The following is a 19,383-nucleotide window of genomic DNA, read 5'->3' on the forward strand; positions in this document are numbered from 1 at the left end:
ATTTAAAATTTCAGTCTTTTTTTATTGTAAATAATAATTTTTATTATGTTTTAATGACAAAATATTTGTAAAAATAATCTAAAAATTATTTTAATAACACTTTTATATTTATTTTAAATTTAAAAATTATAATTATCATATTAATTTTGCAAGAAGTCTATTACATTACATTAATGAAAATATTAATTCAGAAATAGAAATCAGAAAAGAAATATATAAATGTTCAGTATGAAATAAATATAATAATAAAAATGATGATAGTTGAATTAATAAAGGTGGTGTGGTGTATACCAATAAATATAAAAAACATAAATTTAGATAATTAGTGAAAATTTAATAATATTAATAATTTTTATTAGACTTCTTGCAAAATTAATTTAAAATATAATTGAATTGTTGTTTTTAATAAAAAGGTGGAATTTAAATGAAATTTAAAAAAAATAATCAAATAAGTGATAAAAATTTTTTAAGATTAACTGGTATTAAACATACTACTTTTAATAAAATGCTAGAAATTTTAAAAATAGAAGAATTAAAAAAGAGATTTCGTCGCGGAAGAACCAATAAATTATCATTAGAAAATCGTATTTTAATGACTTTAGAATATTGAAGAGAATATAGAACTTATTTTCATATTGCAAAAAGTTATGATATTAGTGAAAGTAGTTGTTATAGAAATATCAAATGAATTGAAGACACTTTAATAAAACACCCTAATTTTCAACAACTTACTGGTCAAAAATCACTATTAAAAGATTATTTCAAAGATAAGACTGTTATAATTGATGTAACTGAAAGCCAAATCCAACGCCCAAAAAAAGACAAAAACAGCACTACTCAGGAAAAAAGAAAAAACACACAATAAAAACACAAGTTATAATTGAAAAAGATAGTAAAAAAATTATTAGTTCTGATTTTTCTTATGGTAAAAACCATGACTTTAAAATTTTAAAAGATTCAAAAATTAAATTTTTACCAGAAACAACTGTTTTAGTGGATTTAGGTTATCAAGGCATACAAAAAATTAATCATAATGTTTTAATTCCTAAAAGAAAATCAAAGAAAAACCCTTTAAATAAAGAAGAAAAGCAAAATAATGAGCGAATTTCAAAAATGAGAATTGTTATTGAAAATGTTTTTGCTATACTTAAAAAATTTAAAATTATTAGTGAAAAATATCGAAATCGTAGAAAAAGATTTGCTTTAAGATTTAATTTAATAGCTTCAATTTATAATTTACAACTATTAGTTTAAATATATTTGATAATTTAAAATTTCAGTCTTTTTTTATTGTAAATAATAATTTTTATTATGTTTTAATGACAAAATATTTGTAAAAATAATCTAAAAATTATTTTAATAACACTTTTATATTTATTTTAAATTTAAAAATTATAATTATCATATTAATTTTGCAAGAAGTCTATTGTGTAAAAATTCAATAATATGATAAAATCATAACGAATAAAATGACAATAACAAGAAAGGCAGGGTTAGTTTAGTAATTAAATAATATAATTAGCTGATTGTTTTACTTCTTCAAAACAATACCTAAGAAAACTAAACGCGACCCTTTTTAAAAAACCGCTTGTGCTTGTCATAAGTCTGTGGTATATTACATTAGTCATTTAAATTATGAACAATGAAATTTATTGATTCAAATTTCATTGCTGGGGCAATCTAGTAAAACAATTTCTCGTTTTATTAAAACTACATTAAAAACTGCTTGATATAATCGTCAAAAATTAATGAAATCAAAACAATTAGAAAATACCCAATTAAAATTTAAAAAATTATCTGGTAAAATCCAAATCGATGAAACATTTATTAAAGAAATCCATAAAGGAAATTTCAAATATAAAACTGATCCACGAAGAATTCACCTTGACCCATTCGCAACTAATACTAAATGCTGTATTCAAATGGCAATTGATAATAATAACAATATTTATGTTAAATCCACAAACACCAAACGTTTACAAAAACAATGAGTTATTGAAAATATGAACAAAGAATTAATTAACGAAAATTCAATTATTACTTCTGATATGCAAAAATTATATTTTTTAGTAGCAAAACAAACAAATTCTACTTTATGTGTAACTAAAACAACAATTAATCCTGAAGCTAGTTATCGTAACTTAAATAAAATCAGTAAATTACAATCTAGTCTTAAAGAAGCCTTAATTCATTATCATGGTTTAGGTTTTACTAATATTCAAAATTATTTAAATCTCTGAAAATGAAAATACCAACATAAGGGTTTAACTCCAAACCAACAAACAGCGGTATTATATTTTAATGTATAAAAAAGTTAAAGTAAAAATAATAATTTTACATAAAAGCCTTTTAAAATTATCAAGTTGATGATTTTTTTTATTTTATCAAGAGTTTTCGACAAAATTAAAAAAAGGTTATAAAAACTAAGTAAAATGCTTATAAAAACAACATTAAAATATTTTTTACAACAAAAATCATACATAAGAAATATATACTTAATTTGCATATTGAAATAATTTATAGTAAATGATTATTTTTTCTTTTTTAAAAAATACCTAAGAAAACTAAACGCGACCACCCGCCCTTTTTTGTTGTGTAAAAATTCAATAATATGATAAAATGATGATGAATAAAAATGACAATAACAAGAAAGGCAGGCTTAGTTTAGTAATTAAATAATATAATTAGCTGATTGTTTTACTTCTTCAAAGCAATACCTAAGAAAACTAAACGCGACCGCGGCCAAATTCAAATTTGCAAAAATTATCAAAATTCATTAAAATTATTAGCAAAGTTAAATACTTTTTATAAATAAGGAGAAACAGATGAAATTTTCAATTATTATTGAACGATTAATAAAAAAATATCATAATTTTAAACTTAATGATATTTCACTTAAAGTTAGTAGTGGCAAGATGCATGCGATTATTGGTGCTAGTGGTAGTGGAAAAACAGTTACGATTAAATCATTAATTGGCGGTATTAATTATGATGGCGGTAAAATTTATATTAATGGTCAAGATGCTAAAAAACCGTTAGCAAAACAAACTATTGGGTATGTTCCCGAGTTTACTAAATTTCCTCGTAATATTACAACTTATCGGTTTTTAAAATCACTAGCTAAAATGAATGGTTTAAAAAATAATCAGATTAAACAAAGATTACAATCATTAATGGAAGAGTTTAATATTTGAGAATTTCGTAATAAAAATATGAATGCTTTTTCTAGTGGTATGAAAAAGAAAGTGATGGTAATTCAAGGAATTATTCATAATCCAGATATTTTAATTTTAGATGAACCGGAAGCAAATTTAGATACAACAACAAGAAAACAAATTTTAGGTTATTTAAGAGCACTAGTTAATCAAGGTAAGACAGTCCTTTTTTCAACTCATTTATTAAATGAAGTCAAGGATGTTATTGATGAATGTTCAATTATTTATCGGGGTAATTTATTATATAGTGGACCAATTAGTGGTTTTCAATTAACAAATTCATTTGTTATTGAATGTGAGGATAATGAAGCGATGGTGATATTTTTTAAAGATAATGATATTGACTATTTTTTTAGAGAAGAAAGTAATGATCTTTTTTTTAAATTAAAAAATTCATTAGAAATTAATAAGATATTTCTTTATGCTATTGAATATAATCTAATTATTTATCGGATTGAACCATATACGATTGATTTAGATTTCTTTTATAATACTTTAACTAGTGAAAAATTTAATTTGTAAGAAAGGAATAAAATATGAAAATTTTATCAAGTAATAATTTTTTACCGATTTTTAATTTTGCTTTAAGAAAAATATTAGTTTCCTTGTTAACATTAATAATTGAAATTATTACTTTGTTAAGTCTTATAATAACAACAATAGTTCTTTTTATTCAATTAGGAAATGATAATGATAGTTTTTTAGTAAATTTTCAATATACTATTTTAGTATTTTTAAATTTATTATTATTTCTTTTTATTGTTTTAAATGTAGTTCGAATTATTAGTGAAGAAATAACTGATGGAACATTTTTGTTATTAATTTCTAAACCTTATTCACGATTTAAAATATTATTTTTTAAATATTTAAGTTTATTATTTGTAGTTTTTTTATTTATTGCGATTAATTTAGGAATAACTATTTTATTAGGTTATGTTATTAGTACTATTAGTAATAAGCACGCCCAGTTTATTTTACTTTTAAATATGATGACAAAATTAATGCTTTTCTCATTATTTCTTAGTTTTGTTGTGTTAGCAGGTTCAGTATTAATATCTTTAATATTTTCATCAAATATTGTTTTTTTAATATTAGTTGTTTTTAGCAGTATGTTTTTATTAGGCGGATTACCATATTCTTTAATTAAAGAAATTAGTAAAAAACAAACAGTTAAAATCGGCGCGGACAACACTTTTGATATTAATAGTATTAAAGAAATAATCTTATTTAATGATGCTGTTAAAAAACCTGAAAATAATCAAACTAATATTAAAATTCGTTACTCTAAATTAGTAACCGAGATTTTTAATTTTTATAATGAATATGAATATGAACAACTTACAGCAAGATTAACAGACATTGATGATAAAAGAAGAGCAATGTATAAAAAATTTGATTTATATACTGATGAAATTAAGACATTTACTGCTGATGGTAGTGTTACACGATGAACAGGAGATCTTACAAAGGACTTAAAAGATAAAGATGTTAAATTGCATATTCAATTCAAAACATATTTTAAAACATTAGAACAATTAGATGCTAGTAATGAATATCAACATGCACTAATACAACTTATTAATAATGATTTATCACCACGAGTTGTTAAACTAAATAAAGATAAAAATGTTTCGTTAATGGAATTAGATATTGACAAAAATAATTCAACTACTAGTAAAACATATATTGAAGTTAAGAACAAAAAAATGTCTGATTGAAGTCCATTTACTGTTTTTAGAGAGAGCTATAATTATGAATTTGATGAAAAATTATCTGAAAAATATAATGATTTGTTTAGTAATAAGGTATATTTTGCAATTCAAGAATTAGATAATAATATTTTAGTTAAAGTTCGTCATTTGAAATTATTAGCTAATCAATCATTATTAAAGGAAAAAGAAAATTGGTATGATTATCAATCATTAATGAAGACATATCGGATTATTAGTTTTCTTAATCTTTTTGAACATTGAAATCAAATGTGAACAACATTTTTAGGATTTAATGATTTCTTTTTTAGTCCCACAGGTAATTCATATATTAATTTTGATAAACAAAAAAATTATTTAAATTCATATCGTGATTTTGAAATTATAACAAATAATGAAGGACAGGTTGAGGTTCAAAAGATTAATTACATTTTAAATTCAACAGCAGTAGCTATTGGTTATGGGATATTTGCAATGCTATTAAATATTGGTTCAGTTTTAGTTATTAAACGCCGTGATATTGTTTAAGTTTTCAATGGGGTTGCTTTTTAATTTTGTCGAAAACTCTTGATATTTATTGAATATACTTAATTTTAGGGACTGTACAATTAACTGTGTCTCTAAGTAATTAACTTAAATTCACTCTGTCCTCAAATTTTATCATTAAATGTGAAATTGCACTACCCCAATTTTGAATTGGCATCGTTCATTTCTTAACCATATTTTGAAATACTAAATAAAATATTTTAAAAACTGATGCGTCATTAGGAAAAATCTTTTTATTCTTAATGACTTTTCTTAATTGACTATTAACAGATTCAATCGCATTAGTTGTGTAAATAATTCTTCTAAATTCCTGAGGATATTCAAGAAAAATTATTAAGTTATTTCAGTTATTTTTTCATGATTTAGTAATTTGTGGATACTTTTTATTTCATTTTTCTGAAAAATGATCTAAAGCAATTAACGCTATTTCTTCATTAGACTTGGTACATAACTATAACTAGCTTAATTCAAAATTATATATTCCTGAAATTAAGTTAAATCGTAATCCAAATCTTCTAATCTTATTGCGATAACGATAAACTAGTATTTTAAATCTTTTTAATCTAGCAAAAACATGTTCAATGACAATTCTAACTTTACTTAAAAAGCTATTATATTCCTTTTTATCTGGATTTAAAGGATTATTTTTACTTTTTTTAATTGGCAATAATGTATTTTTATGAACATTTTGCAAACCTTGATATCCTGAATCGGCAATTAATTCTAATTTTGGATTTATAAGTGTATTTGATTTTAAAAATAACTTATAATCATGAGTACTGCCATAACAAAAATCTACTGAAATAATTTTATTGTTAAATAAATCAATAATTATTTGCGATTTTAATGAATGTTGCCTTTTTTTACCAGAAAATAATAATTTTAGTTTTTTTTAATTCTTTCAATTGGAATTTCTGTAGCATCAATTGCTAATAAATTATTAGTAGTACCCTTATTTTCTAATAATATCTTTTTGCCAGGTATATGAAAGTGACTATTTTTTATTAGAGTATTTTCAACTCAAAAGATATTACGAATACAACTAACATGACTAATATTATATTTTTTTGCAATAATACGATATGTACTATATTCTTTTCAGTATTCTAAAGTCATAAGTAATCTTTGCTCTATTGATAATTTATTTGGTCTACCACCAATTTGTTTTTGTTTAGCTTCACCTTCTTTTAAAATTTCTACCATTTTCATGAAAGTTTTATATTTTATGCCTATTAAACTATAAAATTCGTTTTCGTCTTTGTATTTATCTAACATTTGTATTTCACCTAGGAAATAATATTATCAAAATAGTAGATAAAATTAAAGGTTATGTACCAAGTCGGTCGCGTTTAGTTTTCTTAGGTATTGCTTTGAAGAAGTAAAACAATCAGCTAAATTATTATTTAATTACTAAACTAACCCTGCCTTTCTTGTTATTGCCATTTTTATTCATTAGACTTCTTGCAAAATTAATTTAAAATATAATTGAATTGTTGTTTTTAATAAAAAGGTGAAATTTAAATGAAATTTAAAAAAAATAATCAAATAAGTGATAAAAATTTTTTAAGATTAACTGGTATTAAACATACTACTTTTAATAAAATGCTAGAAATTTTAAAAATAGAAGAATTAAAAAAGAGATTTCGTCGCGGAAGAACCAATAAATTATCATTAGAAAATCGTATTTTAATGACTTTAGAATATTGAAGAGAATATAGAACTTATTTTCATATTGCAAAAAGTTATGATATTAGTGAAAGTAGTTGTTATAGAAATATCAAATGAATTGAAGACACTTTAATAAAACACCCTAATTTTCAACAACTTACTGGTCAAAAATCACTATTAAAAGATTATTTCAAAGATAAGACTGTTATAATTGATGTAACTGAAAGCCAAATCCAACGCCCAAAAAAAGACAAAAACAGCACTACTCAGGAAAAAAGAAAAAACACACAATAAAAACACAAGTTATAATTGAAAAAGATAGTAAAAAAATTATTAGTTCTGATTTTTCTTATGGTAAAAACCATGACTTTAAAATTTTAAAAGATTCAAAAATTAAATTTTTACCAGAAACAACTGTTTTAGTGGATTTAGGTTATCAAGGCATACAAAAAATTAATCATAATGTTTTAATTCCTAAAAGAAAATCAAAGAAAAACCCTTTAAATAAAGAAGAAAAGCAAAATAATGAGCGAATTTCAAAAATGAGAATTGTTATTGAAAATGTTTTTGCTATACTTAAAAAATTTAAAATTATTAGTGAAAAATATCGAAATCGTAGAAAAAGATTTGCTTTAAGATTTAATTTAATAGCTTCAATTTATAATTTACAACTATTAGTTTAAATATATTTGATAATTTAAAATTTCAGTCTTTTTTTATTGTAAATAATAATTTTTATTATGTTTTAATGACAAAATATTTGTAAAAATAATCTAAAAATTATTTTTAAATTTAAAAATTAATATGATAATTATAATTTTGCAAGAAGTCTATTAAAATCAATTTGATAAATGCTATTGGTGTTGTTAATGGCATTGTAATTCTCTTGGTGCATTTTTTTGTCAAAAGTAAAGAAATAACTTCTTAGTAATAATTCTGAATTACCAGTAACATTGATTAAATATTTTTTGGGATAAAAAGTAATTAATGAACGATAAAAGAAACCGATTTGAATAAAGTAATCTTTGTTGTAATTGTCTACTCCCTTAAAATCAATTTCAGTATGAGTTTTTTCGTCCATATCAAAAGTGGCATAAAATAAACTAGCAAAGAAATTGCCAAGAATTTCATAGATTTCATCAAAAACATTTTTGTAATCGCTTTTGTTAATACTAGGAATGTTATTTTTAAAATAAAGGTAAATGTCATTTCGTAAATCGGGGTCATAGCGTAGAAAACTAAATTTAACATTAAGATAATTTAATGTTCCAAAAAGGTACTTAATTAGATAATAATCGTTAGTATTTGCAGTGTCATATTTTCAAATTTCGCTTTCACCGTGTAATAATTGTAAATAGTTATTACCTGCGATTAAGGTTTTATTAAAAGCTTTAATTTTTAAGATATTTTTATTTATTTTTTCTTCACTACTAGAAGTTTTGTGATAAAAATAGCTTTCGTTTTTAAAACCATGATTTTTAATGGCAAATTCTTTATAGTAACCTTTTTCTAAGGTGTCAATGAAATTAAATATTGGCGTTCAATAAAGATAAGAGTAATTAAATTTGTCAAAATCACCACGATGAATCATTAAATAGTCAAGGTTATCAATAATATCACTGTATTTATGGTTGCCATCAAAATTAGTTGTTGTTGTCGGTAATTCAATATCGGTACTTTCTTTTTTAGTTTCAATTTCAAAATCATTTGTACTATTTAATGTGTAATCTCATATGTTATTAATAACTGATTCTTTGAAATTAGTTAAATTTGTGCCGTGTGCTTTGATTGTTATTTTTTTATTAATTACCCAGAATTTGGAACCATTTATCTCCGTTATTTCTTGTCCGTGTGTAGTTATTAGTTGTTTAATCTTATTTTGTTTACTCTGATTATTTTGTAATTCGTGTGTAAATTTGAAACTAAGGTTGTTTAAATATCTTAATTCTGGTAATTTTTCATTTAGATTGTTATTATCTATTTTATTTATTTGAACTTGTGTAAGGTAATTTTTCATTGGTGAAAAATGAAATATCACTTTTTGTAAGTTTTTTATTTCAAAATTATAAATTTTATCATGTTCTCTTTTATTTCTAATTAGTTGTGTTGTTATTTTGTCGTTGTTAATATTTTGGGGAATGGTAAAAATATTATTGAAACCAATAACTAACACGGTAAATATTTTCATAAACATTTTTATCACTCCTTTTTAAAATATTTTATTTTTCATTGTTCTTTTAGTTTTAATCTTTTTTAATACAAAGCGAATTAAAGAGTTTACCATTTCTGTTATGGTTACTCATACTAATGAATAACCTATAATCATTAACTTACCAATTGTTCCAAAATTTTTAATAAATTGTTGCAAATTTTCAATATCTGTATGTAATAATAAAATTATACCTAAAGATATGAATATAATGTAATTAAGTATTATTCATCAATATTTTTTTAAAGAATTAATGAGTTTGTTTGATTTCATTTTTCAAGGCTCTTTTTGCTTTAATTTTTTGAATAATCAAGCGGATTAATTTTTCAAATTTAAGTGCAAAATATATTGCTCCGCCTCATCAAAAAACAAATATTCCTGCTAGCATAATACCACTATTGAACTTGCCAAAGAAATCAACCATCTGTTTATTCATAAAATCATTAAATTCTTTACTTGTTCCGGTTATTCATTTAGTATCGATTACTGTTAATGCACAAATTAATAAGCTTATAAAGATGAAAATGATACTTAATGATACTTTTAACCACTGCTTTTTAAAAGAATTTTTAATTTTTAATCTTAATGGTGTTTTTTCTTTTGAATTATCTTTTTTAAATAATTTTCCTAAAAGTTTTTTCATTTTAATTCTCCTTTCGTGTTTAAAAATTTTTAATTTTTCATTTTCAATTATTAAGTCTGATATTTGATTAATATGAATAATATTTCACTTTTCTAGTTTTAAAATTTCTTTTTTAATTTTGTCGAAAACTCTTGATATTTATTGAATATACTTAATTTTAGGTATATTTTTAATATGATAGAGGTGGATAATAATTATGGAAAAAATAATTCAAGAACTAGTAAATACTTTAACAGATGATCAATTTTTAGAATTTTATGAAAAAGTCAAACAACAAGCAGAATTAATAGACTTCTTGCAAAATTAATATGATAATTATAATTTTTAAATTTAAAATAAATATAAAAGTGTTATTAAAATAATTTTTAGATTATTTTTACAAATATTTTGTCATTAAAACATAATAAAAATTATTATTTACAATAAAAAAAGACTGAAATTTTAAATTATCAAATATATTTAAACTAATAGTTGTAAATTATAAATTGAAGCTATTAAATTAAATCTTAAAGCAAATCTTTTTCTACGATTTCGATATTTTTCACTAATAATTTTAAATTTTTTAAGTATAGCAAAAACATTTTCAATAACAATTCTCATTTTTGAAATTCGCTCATTATTTTGCTTTTCTTCTTTATTTAAAGGGTTTTTCTTTGATTTTCTTTTAGGAATTAAAACATTATGATTATCATATTAATTTTGCAAGAAGTCTAATAAAAAAACAAAAACGTTTAAATGAAATTGATCAAAAATTTAGAGCGCAAGGTATTAAATGCCCTAAATGTGAATCTTACCATTGCGTTAAAAATGGACATAATTCAGAAGGAAAACAAAAATATTTATGTAAAAATTGCCGTGCAAGTTTTGACGCTTTTCGTAATCATTTTATTTATTGAAGTCATTTAAATTATGAACAATGAAATTTATTGATTCAAATTTCATTGCTGGGGCAATCTAGTAAAACAATTTCTCGTTTTATTAAAACTACATTAAAAACTGCTTGATATAATCGTCAAAAATTAATGAAATCAAAACAATTAGAAAATACCCAATTAAAATTTAAAAAATTATCTGGTAAAATCCAAATCGATGAAACATTTATTAAAGAAATCCATAAAGGAAATTTCAAATATAAAACTGATCCACGAAGAATTCACCTTGACCCATTCGCAACTAATACTAAATGCTGTATTCAAATGGCAATTGATAATAATAACAATATTTATGTTAAATCCACAAACACCAAACGTTTACAAAAACAATGAGTTATTGAAAATATGAACAAAGAATTAATTAACGAAAATTCAATTATTACTTCCGATATGCAAAAATTATATTTTTTAGTAGCAAAACAAACAAATTCTACTTTATGTGTAACTAAAACAACAATTAATCCTGAAGCTAGTTATCGTAACTTAAATAAAATCAGTAAATTACAATCTAGTCTTAAAGAAGCCTTAATTCATTATCATGGTTTAGGTTTTACTAATATTCAAAATTATTTAAATCTCTGAAAATGAAAATACCAACATAAGGGTTTAACTCCAAACCAACAAACAGCGGTATTATATTTTAATGTATAAAAAAAGTTAAAGTAAAAATAGTAATTTTACATAAAAGCCTTTTAAAATTATCAAGTTGATGATTTTTTTTATTTTATCAAGAGTTTTCGACAAAATTAAAAAATTTCTTTATTTTTTTCCATTATTATGTATTTAAGAGTATTAACACTATTTTCTAATATGACATTAACAATTTTTAATTTGTCATTTTCTATTTCTAATTCTTGGTTTTTAGTTCATTTTTCCATTTTTTTACCTACCTTTAATCACAATAAATAAAGCAATAAGTACACAAGTTACACCAAGAATGGTAAAAATTGGGTGTTGCGAAAATGTTCGCGCCATTGGTTTAAACAGTTCTAAAATTGTTAAATTGCTAGTAATAAACTTTTGGAAATTGGCAAGACCCTCGCTAATATAAGTTTCAAAATGACTACCAGCTAAAAGCCCAAGAACAGTTATTAAGATAAAAATAATAATTAGTTTAAACATTGTTAGTTACCTTGTTTTGTTTTTATTGGTTTTATTTGTTTTTTAGTTTTTCCTCACGCACTTAACCGCCCTTTATTTTTAACAGCATATTGACGTTGTCTTTCTAAATTAACTTGTTGACTACCAAATCCAAGAATAATTGCCATAAGAAATTCTACAGCAAGTGTTAAGAATAAAGGAAATATTAATTGAATTTTCGTTCCTGGCACTTCTAAACTTCAAATTAAATCAAAAACTTTATAAAGCATTTGGACGAAAAAGTCGGCCATTTTTGCAAGATTTTCCATTTTTTATTGTTCCTTTTCTTTCATTTTTCTTAAAAATTTGCTAAATTTATCCATTTTTAAGTATTCTAAGTCTTCTAAATCAATTGCTGTGTCAGCATAGTATTTATCTTCATAGTCGGGATTTACTTTTGAATTTAAGTAATCTCTTAAAAATGCTAGGTAAAAAGAATTGTAAGTGTTAAGTATTGGTAAAGGAATTTTTAGTTTAAAAAAATAAATATCAAGTTCAGGAATATCACGATATTTAATACGGCGACCCTTTTTGCTATTTTTAGCATCAATTAAGATGTTTCGTCAGCGTTCATATTCTTCGATGCTTGTAAAGGTGCCATAGATGACTTTTAAGTAAGGGCGAAAAATATTAACTGGTTTTTTACGAATTCCTACAATCACATTATTGGCAATATCACGAACTTTAACTCAAATATGTTTATCTCTTTGACCGCTAGCGAGAACAATATGACCGAAATGGCGTGCCAGAGTGAAATATTCTTGAATACCGGTTTCTTCGTTTTTGGTATTATTTTTTTCTCAATCAGTTCCTTCTAAAAATAAGTTGGTTTCATCTCATAAAAGTAAGGTTTTGTCTGGCAATACCGGATAATCAAAATCTAATAATCCCATATGACCTAAACTTAATTTTTGGGTTTCTAGTAATGGAAAGGTTGAGGCGATATGATATTTCTTCTTTTTTAGTAATTTTGATGCGTATACTAGAAAGGCGGTTTTTCCAGTTCCTAATGAACCAATAACGATGTTTAATGGTGAGTTTTTTAAGAAGTTAATAACTTTGTTAATTTGTGTTAAATTACCGATTTTAAAAAGAAAAATCAAAATACAACCCACTAAAAATAAATAGCTTACAATGTTTTTAAAATAACCGTTGTAAATATATCAAATTGCTCCGCAATGTCATAAAATTAAAAATGAGGTGCGATTTAATTCAATAAAATGGTTATTTTTTTCTATTATTCATTTGCAAAATTTCATCTTGCACCTCACTTTATTTTTTTGTTAGCGTACTGCTTCAAGTAATTTTTCAAACATTTTAAAGCAAATAAAAAATATTGCCAAAATAAATGGAAAAATGAATATTCAGTAGTCAGCAAAGAAGTTACCGACTTGTGGCATATTAACAGCAATAATTTCTCACATTTTAGTAAACGCCGTTATAATTGCATTTCACAATTTAGTCATCGCATCACTAGCTGTTATTTTTTCCACTGTTGCTGGTGCATCGGCCAAGAAAGTTCCAATCATATAATCACCCCCTTTCTTTTTAAAACATTCATCATTTATATTCAAAGTTTTTCTTAAATTTGTTAAAACCACTATTAACCTTAACACGATTGTATTTTTTCCTAATTAATTTTGAATTTCTTTGTGAATGCATCACAATGTAACTTCGCGACATTACTTTTTCTTCTATCTAAATACCGATATTGTTTTTCAAAGTAGCATTAGAATAAATCACACCATAATCGCTGTTAAGAATCAAAAAGCAATGTTTGCTATTAAAAGTCAAAGCGGTACTTCGGTTAATTTAATTTCTTTACCACCAGTAATATGAGCCGGAATAGTTGTAATTTGAATAAATAAATCTCAGAAAGTTTGTTTAATTTGTTCTCAATCAAATTCTTTTAAGTTTATTATCATTTTTTATCTCCCAAAAATCATTTTTATTGGTAAATATATAATTGAAATTAATGCGAAAAGAAAAGTAATGATAATAATTAATTCGGCAATAAACGCAACTTGTACAGGCATTTTTTCTATCGGAATAAATAATTTTAAGAATTCCATAATAATTTCTCAAAACATTATTTTTTATTCTCATTATTTTCTTTTGAATTAGGGGTTTTAACTCATTCTTCAAAGCGAGCAATAAACACTTTTTCATCTTTTGTAAAATTACCAGTATTATTTTTAATGGCATTTTTATATTTAATTCTAATTTTTATTTTGGCATAAATTTTATAAGCAAAATATGCCAATAGCATGATGCTGATAATAATAAATATTAATCCAATCGCGATATTCATTTTTAAACTCCTTTAAAATAGTTATAATTTATATCTTTTTTGTTGTTTTCTTTTTCGGCAATGAAGAAGCTTAATAATTCTTGTCCCTTAATTAATTTGGTTTCATTTTCTTTCTGATTAATTGAAATTATTTGATATTTACTATCTTTTATTATTCCGATGCAAATAGAATTTTCATATTTTCCTTTATAAACAAATCGTTTTGGAAACCAAATACCGATTTGTTCATTAAATCATGGAATTTTTGGTGCTTTAATAAGCATTGCGTTTTGTGTTTCTTTTAAAAGATATTTTTTAGTATTTAAAAAAATGTTTTCAATGTTTTTCATAATAAATTACCTTTCTTTTCTTATAGATAAACTAAGTTATATTAACTAAGTTAGTTAACTTAGTTTTTTAAACACTTATATATCGCAGATTTAAGTGTTTAACAAGCTTTGTTAGTAAATTTTGTTTTTTAATTAGATAAAGATTTTAATAATTTTAAACTTAGTATATCCCTATATAGAAATTTCTACACTTTAATGTCCGCATCCTACCCTTGGAACTAATTTAATAGCGTGTATATTTTTAGGAAATCCACCCATTCATTTTTTTATTGCAAAACGAAACAAATTGCTATAGCTAATAGGATGTTATCTATTAACTGGTAAACTTCTTTTGGTTATGGCGACCACCCACAATTTATCGTGCTTTAATACATACCAACATTATTAATTCACTTGTATTTAATTTTCAAAGAACAAATTTTTAACATCTTATAAAATAAAAAGACAATCATTGCTGACTGTCTTAATACTTATTCAAATCTTTTCCTACCTAACAAAACTTTATGCGTCCTACCAAGTCTATTAATTGCTGTATAAATTGATTTTAAATCATTAGCTACAAGTTTGCGATCTTTGTAAGGAACAAATTTTAAACTATTGCGAATTTGATGAACAATGCATAATTGATGCTGTGTTTTTGGGAAAACAGCTTCTATTGCATCAGACATCCCAGTTAAATTATCACTACAAGCAACAAGAATATCTTGTAACCCACGATTTTTCATTTCCGTAAGATTATTAAGTCAAAATTTGGCTCCCTCATTCTCACTAATTCACATTCCTAAAATATCTTTTAAACCATCTAAATTAATTCCTAAGGCAAGATAAACTGCTTTATTTATTATTCGTTTATCTTGCTTTACTTTAACAACAATACAATCAAAATAAACAATCGGATAAATCTTCTCTAAAGGTTTAGTTTGTCACATTTTAACTTCTTTAATAACATCATCAGTTATTTGACTAATTAAACTTTCTGAAATTTCTGCTCCGTGATAGAATTCTTGCAATTGTGCTTTGATATCAGAAATTGTCATTCCTCTTGCATATAAAGAAATTACTTTTTGATCAAAGTTATCAAATCTTCTTTGTCTTTTCGGAATAATTACTGGTTCAAAAGTACTATTTCGATCTCTTGGTACATCAATTGCGATTGAACCATTTTTAGTAATAATGGTTTTTTGTGTGTTGCCATTTCTTTTATTATGATTCTCATCAGTTTCAAGATAATCTTTAATTTCCGTATTTAACATTCGTTCAGTTAATTTTTTGGTAAATTCCTGAAAAATAGTATTGCCTTTAAATAAATCTTGTGGATTATCAATATTTTCTAAAAAATAATCATCAACTTTATCAATTGCGTCAGGTTCTTTTTTTATTTTTTTATTTTTTTTTTTTTGTCATTTTCTGTTCTCCTTCTTTTAAGTATAATTCAGAATGAATTATCGAGACACAGAATTTTGGACAGGCTCTAATTTTAGGTATATTTTTAATATGATAGAGGTGGATAATAATTATGGAAAAAATAATTCAAGAGACTAGTAAATACTTTAACAGATGATCAATTTTTAGAATTTTATGAAAAAGTCAAACAACAAGCAGAATTAATAAAAAAACAAAAACGGTTAAATGAAATTGATCAAAAATTTAGAGCGCACGGTATTAAATGCCCTAAATGTGAATCTTACCATTGCGTTAAAAATGGACATAATTCAGAAGGAAAACAAAAATATTTATGTAAAAATTGCCGTGCAAGTTTTGACGCTTTTCGTAATCATTTTATTTATTGAAGTCATTTAAATTATGAACAATGAAATTTATTGATTCAAATTTCATTGCTGGGGCAATCTAGTAAAACAATTTCTCGTTTTATTAAAACTACATTAAAAACTGCTTGATATAATCGTCAAAAATTAATGAAATCAAAACAATTAGAAAATACCCAATTAAAATTTAAAAAATTATCTGGTAAAATCCAAATCGATGAAACATTCATTAAAGAAATCCATAAAGGAAATTTCAAATATAAAACTGATCCACGAAGAATTCACCTTGACCCATTCGCAACTAATACTAAATGCTGTATTCAAATGGCAATTGATAATAATAACAATATTTATGTTAAATCCACAAACACCAAACGTTTACAAAAACAATGAGTTATTGAAAATATGAACAAAGAATTAATTAACGAAAATTCAATTATTACTTCTGATATGCAAAAATTATATTTTTTAGTAGCAAAACAAACAAATTCTACTTTATGCGTAACTAAAACAACAATTAATCCTGAAGCTAGTTATCGTAACTTAAATAAAATCAGTAAATTACAATCTAGTCTTAAAGAAGCCTTAATTCATTATCATGGTTTAGGTTTTACTAATATTCAAAATTATTTAAATCTCTGAAAATGAAAATACCAACATAAGGAAGGGTTTAACTCCAAACCAACAAACAGCGGTATTATATTTTAATGTATAAAAAAGTTAAAGTAAAAATAGTAATTTTACATAAAAGCCTTTTAAAATTATCAAGTTGATGATTTTTTTTATTTTATCAAGAGTTTTCGACAAAATTAAAAGGGTTGCTTTTTAATTTTGTCGAAAACTCTTGATATTTATTGAATATACTTAATTTTAGGTATATTTTTAATATGATAGAGGTGGATAATAATTATGGAAAAAATAATTCAAGAGACTAGTAAATACTTTAACAGATGATCAATTTTTAGAATTTTATGAAAAAGTCAAACAACAAGCAGAATTAATAAAAAAACAAAAACGGTTAAATGAAATTGATCAAAAATTTAGAGCGCACGGTATTAAATGCCCTAAATGTGAATCTTACCATTGCGTTAAAAATGGACATAATTCAGAAGGAAAACAAAAATATTTATGTAAAAATTGCCGTGCAAGTTTTGACGCTTTTCGTAATCATTTTATTTATTGAAGTCATTTAAATTATGAACAATGAAATTTATTGATTCAAATTTCATTGCTGGGGCAATCTAGTAAAACAATTTCTCGTTTTATTAAAACTACATTAAAAACTGCTTGATATAATCGTCAAAAATTAATGAAATCAAAACAATTAGAAAATACCCAATTAAAATTTAAAAAATTATCTGGTAAAATCCAAATCGATGAAACATTCATTAAAGAAATCCATAAAGGAAATTTCAAATATAAAACTGATCCACGAAGAATTCACCTTGACCCATTCGCAACTAATACTAAATGCTGTATTCAAATGGCAATTGATAATAATAACAATATTTATGTTAAATCCACAAACACCAAACGTTTACAAAAACAATGAGTTATTGAAAATATGAACAAAGAATTAATTAACGAAAATTCAATTATTACTTCTGATATGCAAAAATTATATTTTTTAGTAGCAAAACAAACAAATTCTACTTTATGCGTAACTAAAACAACAATTAATCCTGAAGCTAGTTATCGTAACTTAAATAAAATCAGTAAATTACAATCTAGTCTTAAAGAAGCCTTAATTCATTATCATGGTTTAGGTTTTACTAATATTCAAAATTATTTAAATCTCTGAAAATGAAAATACCAACATAAGGAAGGGTTTAACTCCAAACCAACAAACAGCGGTATTATATTTTAATGTATAAAAAAGTTAAAGTAAAAATAGTAATTTTACATAAAAGCCTTTTAAAATTATCAAGTTGATGATTTTTTTTATTTTATCAAGAGTTTTCGACAAAATTAAAAGGGTTGCTTTTTAATTTTGTCGAAAACTCTTGATATTTATTGGATATACTTAATTTTAGGTATATTTTAATATGATAGAGGTGGATAATAATAAAAATGATGATAGTTGAATTAATTATAAAGGTAATGCTGTAACAAATAAATATAATAGATTTAAGTAAGTAAAAATATTAGTTAAAATTTAATAATAATTAATAATTTTTTATTTTAATTTTGTCGAAAACTCTTGATATTTATTGAATATACTTAATTTTAGGTATATTTTAATATGATAGAGGTGGATAATAATTATGGAAAAAATAATTCAAGAACTAGTAAATACTTTAACAGATGATCAATTTTTAGAATTTTATGAAAAAGTCAAACAACAAGCAGAATTAATAAAAAAACAAAAACGTTTAAATGAAATTGATCAAAAATTTAGAGCGCACGGTATTAAATGCCCTAAATGTGAATCTTACCATTGCGTTAAAAATGGACATAATTCAGAAGGAAAACAAAAATATTTATGTAAAAATTGTCGTGCAAGTTTTGACGCTTTTCGTAATCATTTTATTTATTGAAGTCATTTAAATTATGAACAATGAAATTTATTGATTCAAATTTCATTGCTGGGGCAATCTAGTAAAACAATTTCTCGTTTTATTAAAACTACATTAAAAACTGCTTGATATAATCGTCAAAAATTAATGAAATCAAAACAATTAGAAAATACCCAATTAAAATTTAAAAAATTATCTGGTAAAATCCAAATCGATGAAACATTCATTAAAGAAATCCATAAAGGAAATTTCAAATATAAAACTGATCCACGAAGAATTCACCTTGACCCATTCGCAACTAATACTAAATGCTGTATTCAAATGGCAATTGATAATAATAACAATATTTATGTTAAATCCACAAACACCAAACGTTTACAAAAACAATAGACTTCTTGC

The 19,383-nt window shown here is 23.6% G+C and carries 26 protein-coding genes and 5 pseudogenes; 16 read left to right on the forward strand and 15 right to left on the reverse strand.

What is annotated here, in order from left to right:
- Window positions 1-424: 424 nt before the first annotated feature.
- The 5 genes from AAHM82_RS13225 to AAHM82_RS04115 all read left to right on the forward strand — a co-directional run bounded on the left by AAHM82_RS13225 (window position 425) and on the right by AAHM82_RS04115 (window position 5,452).
- Window positions 425-865, forward strand: a complete 441-nt coding sequence (locus AAHM82_RS13225; protein WP_342263396.1) for a transposase family protein — start codon at window positions 425-427, stop codon at window positions 863-865.
- Window positions 862-1,254 (forward strand): transposase family protein, encoded by a 393-nt coding sequence (locus AAHM82_RS13230; RefSeq protein WP_342264845.1) that lies wholly within the window; start codon window positions 862-864, stop codon window positions 1,252-1,254. Before AAHM82_RS13225 ends, AAHM82_RS13230 begins: the two co-directional genes overlap by 4 nt.
- A gap of 353 nt (window positions 1,255-1,607) precedes the next feature.
- A complete protein-coding gene (locus AAHM82_RS04105) occupies window positions 1,608-2,309 on the forward strand; it encodes a transposase (RefSeq protein ID WP_342264616.1) in 702 nt (233 codons plus the stop codon).
- A gap of 516 nt (window positions 2,310-2,825) precedes the next feature.
- Entirely contained in the window at window positions 2,826-3,737 is a 912-nt protein-coding gene (locus AAHM82_RS04110; protein WP_342264617.1) for an ABC transporter ATP-binding protein, read from the forward strand.
- Window positions 3,738-3,751: 14 nt separating this feature from the next.
- Entirely contained in the window at window positions 3,752-5,452 is a 1,701-nt protein-coding gene (locus AAHM82_RS04115) for an ABC transporter permease (protein ID WP_342264618.1), read from the forward strand.
- 100 nt (window positions 5,453-5,552) lie between these two features.
- Here AAHM82_RS04115 and AAHM82_RS13235 read toward each other — a convergent pair.
- From AAHM82_RS13235 to AAHM82_RS04125, 3 genes and pseudogenes are all read right to left on the reverse strand, one after another.
- Window positions 5,553-5,915 (reverse strand): annotated as a pseudogene (locus AAHM82_RS13235) (transposase); the annotation flags it as partial.
- A 12-nt stretch (window positions 5,916-5,927) separates the two neighbouring features.
- The gene (locus tag AAHM82_RS04120) at window positions 5,928-6,350 is read right to left on the reverse strand and encodes a transposase family protein (protein WP_342264877.1); all 423 of its coding nucleotides are present in this window, start codon (window positions 6,348-6,350) and stop codon (window positions 5,928-5,930) included.
- 2 nt (window positions 6,351-6,352) lie between these two features.
- Entirely contained in the window at window positions 6,353-6,745 is a 393-nt protein-coding gene (locus AAHM82_RS04125) for a transposase family protein (RefSeq protein ID WP_342263426.1), read from the reverse strand.
- 246 nt (window positions 6,746-6,991) lie between these two features.
- Between AAHM82_RS04125 and AAHM82_RS13240 the strand changes: the two genes are divergently transcribed.
- Window positions 6,992-7,432, forward strand: coding sequence for a transposase family protein (locus AAHM82_RS13240; RefSeq protein WP_342263396.1), 441 nt, complete (start codon window positions 6,992-6,994; stop codon window positions 7,430-7,432).
- Window positions 7,429-7,821: a transposase family protein gene (locus AAHM82_RS13245; RefSeq protein WP_342264845.1), complete on the forward strand. Its 393-nt coding sequence runs from the start codon at window positions 7,429-7,431 to the stop codon at window positions 7,819-7,821. Before AAHM82_RS13240 ends, AAHM82_RS13245 begins: the two co-directional genes overlap by 4 nt.
- Window positions 7,822-7,949: 128 nt before the next feature.
- Here the strand turns inward: AAHM82_RS13245 and AAHM82_RS04135 are convergent, their stop codons facing one another.
- The 3 genes from AAHM82_RS04135 to AAHM82_RS04145 form a co-directional block, all read right to left on the reverse strand.
- A complete protein-coding gene (locus tag AAHM82_RS04135) occupies window positions 7,950-9,332 on the reverse strand; it encodes a hypothetical protein (protein WP_342264619.1) in 1,383 nt (460 codons plus the stop codon).
- A gap of 265 nt (window positions 9,333-9,597) precedes the next feature.
- Window positions 9,598-9,990 (reverse strand): hypothetical protein, encoded by a 393-nt coding sequence (locus tag AAHM82_RS04140; protein ID WP_342264620.1) that lies wholly within the window; start codon window positions 9,988-9,990, stop codon window positions 9,598-9,600.
- A 459-nt stretch (window positions 9,991-10,449) separates the two neighbouring features.
- Window positions 10,450-10,665: a transposase family protein gene (locus AAHM82_RS04145; RefSeq protein WP_425289023.1), complete on the reverse strand. Its 216-nt coding sequence runs from the start codon at window positions 10,663-10,665 to the stop codon at window positions 10,450-10,452.
- Window positions 10,666-10,757: 92 nt separating this feature from the next.
- On the opposite strand from AAHM82_RS04145, the pseudogene AAHM82_RS13250 reads away from it, so the two are divergent.
- A pseudogene (locus AAHM82_RS13250) lies at window positions 10,758-10,847 on the forward strand (IS1/IS1595 family N-terminal zinc-binding domain-containing protein); the annotation flags it as partial.
- Between the two features lie 69 nt (window positions 10,848-10,916).
- On the forward strand, window positions 10,917-11,573 hold the full coding sequence (locus AAHM82_RS04150; RefSeq protein WP_342263374.1) for a transposase: 657 nt from the start codon (window positions 10,917-10,919) through the stop codon (window positions 11,571-11,573).
- 95 nt (window positions 11,574-11,668) lie between these two features.
- Here the strand turns inward: AAHM82_RS04150 and AAHM82_RS04155 are convergent, their stop codons facing one another.
- The 9 genes and pseudogenes from AAHM82_RS04155 to AAHM82_RS04195 form a co-directional block, all read right to left on the reverse strand.
- Complete coding sequence (locus AAHM82_RS04155; protein WP_342264621.1) at window positions 11,669-11,800, reverse strand: hypothetical protein; 132 nt, start codon at window positions 11,798-11,800, stop codon at window positions 11,669-11,671.
- A gap of 4 nt (window positions 11,801-11,804) precedes the next feature.
- On the reverse strand, window positions 11,805-12,044 hold the full coding sequence (locus tag AAHM82_RS04160; protein WP_342264622.1) for a hypothetical protein: 240 nt from the start codon (window positions 12,042-12,044) through the stop codon (window positions 11,805-11,807).
- 2 nt (window positions 12,045-12,046) lie between these two features.
- Window positions 12,047-12,331: a hypothetical protein gene (locus AAHM82_RS04165; protein ID WP_342264623.1), complete on the reverse strand. Its 285-nt coding sequence runs from the start codon at window positions 12,329-12,331 to the stop codon at window positions 12,047-12,049.
- A 3-nt stretch (window positions 12,332-12,334) separates the two neighbouring features.
- Complete coding sequence (locus AAHM82_RS04170; protein WP_342264624.1) at window positions 12,335-13,321, reverse strand: hypothetical protein; 987 nt, start codon at window positions 13,319-13,321, stop codon at window positions 12,335-12,337.
- A 24-nt stretch (window positions 13,322-13,345) separates the two neighbouring features.
- Window positions 13,346-13,678 carry a hypothetical protein gene (locus tag AAHM82_RS04175; protein ID WP_342264625.1) on the reverse strand — a complete coding sequence of 111 codons (333 nt, stop codon included), beginning with the start codon at window positions 13,676-13,678 and terminating at the stop codon, window positions 13,346-13,348.
- 78 nt (window positions 13,679-13,756) lie between these two features.
- Window positions 13,757-13,987, reverse strand: coding sequence for a hypothetical protein (locus AAHM82_RS04180; protein WP_342264626.1), 231 nt, complete (start codon window positions 13,985-13,987; stop codon window positions 13,757-13,759).
- Window positions 13,988-14,151: 164 nt separating this feature from the next.
- Entirely contained in the window at window positions 14,152-14,373 is a 222-nt protein-coding gene (locus AAHM82_RS04185) for a hypothetical protein (RefSeq protein WP_342263939.1), read from the reverse strand.
- Between the two features lie 2 nt (window positions 14,374-14,375).
- The gene (locus AAHM82_RS04190; RefSeq protein ID WP_342263940.1) at window positions 14,376-14,702 is read right to left on the reverse strand and encodes a hypothetical protein; all 327 of its coding nucleotides are present in this window, start codon (window positions 14,700-14,702) and stop codon (window positions 14,376-14,378) included.
- A gap of 524 nt (window positions 14,703-15,226) precedes the next feature.
- Window positions 15,227-16,036 (reverse strand): annotated as a pseudogene (locus AAHM82_RS04195) (IS256 family transposase); the annotation flags it as partial.
- 182 nt (window positions 16,037-16,218) lie between these two features.
- Between AAHM82_RS04195 and AAHM82_RS04200 the strand changes: the two are divergent.
- The 7 genes and pseudogenes from AAHM82_RS04200 (at window position 16,219) to AAHM82_RS04220 (ending at window position 19,374) form a co-directional block, all read left to right on the forward strand.
- Window positions 16,219-16,353, forward strand: coding sequence for a hypothetical protein (locus AAHM82_RS04200; protein WP_342264627.1), 135 nt, complete (start codon window positions 16,219-16,221; stop codon window positions 16,351-16,353).
- Between the two features lie 10 nt (window positions 16,354-16,363).
- A pseudogene (locus AAHM82_RS13255) lies at window positions 16,364-16,453 on the forward strand (IS1/IS1595 family N-terminal zinc-binding domain-containing protein); the annotation flags it as partial.
- A 69-nt stretch (window positions 16,454-16,522) separates the two neighbouring features.
- Entirely contained in the window at window positions 16,523-17,176 is a 654-nt protein-coding gene (locus tag AAHM82_RS04205; protein ID WP_342264628.1) for a transposase, read from the forward strand.
- A 201-nt stretch (window positions 17,177-17,377) separates the two neighbouring features.
- Window positions 17,378-17,512: a hypothetical protein gene (locus AAHM82_RS04210; RefSeq protein WP_342264627.1), complete on the forward strand. Its 135-nt coding sequence runs from the start codon at window positions 17,378-17,380 to the stop codon at window positions 17,510-17,512.
- Window positions 17,513-17,522: 10 nt separating this feature from the next.
- Window positions 17,523-17,612, forward strand: a pseudogene (locus tag AAHM82_RS13260) (IS1/IS1595 family N-terminal zinc-binding domain-containing protein); the annotation flags it as partial.
- Between the two features lie 69 nt (window positions 17,613-17,681).
- Window positions 17,682-18,335 (forward strand): transposase, encoded by a 654-nt coding sequence (locus tag AAHM82_RS04215; RefSeq protein WP_342264628.1) that lies wholly within the window; start codon window positions 17,682-17,684, stop codon window positions 18,333-18,335.
- 397 nt (window positions 18,336-18,732) lie between these two features.
- Window positions 18,733-19,374 (forward strand): IS1/IS1595 family N-terminal zinc-binding domain-containing protein, encoded by a 642-nt coding sequence (locus tag AAHM82_RS04220; RefSeq protein ID WP_342264629.1) that lies wholly within the window; start codon window positions 18,733-18,735, stop codon window positions 19,372-19,374.
- Window positions 19,375-19,383: the final 9 nt, after the last annotated feature.

This window comes from Spiroplasma endosymbiont of Clivina fossor, assembly GCF_964031115.1.
In the GTDB taxonomy this organism is placed as follows: domain Bacteria; phylum Bacillota_I; class Bacilli_A; order Mycoplasmatales; family Nriv7; genus Nriv7.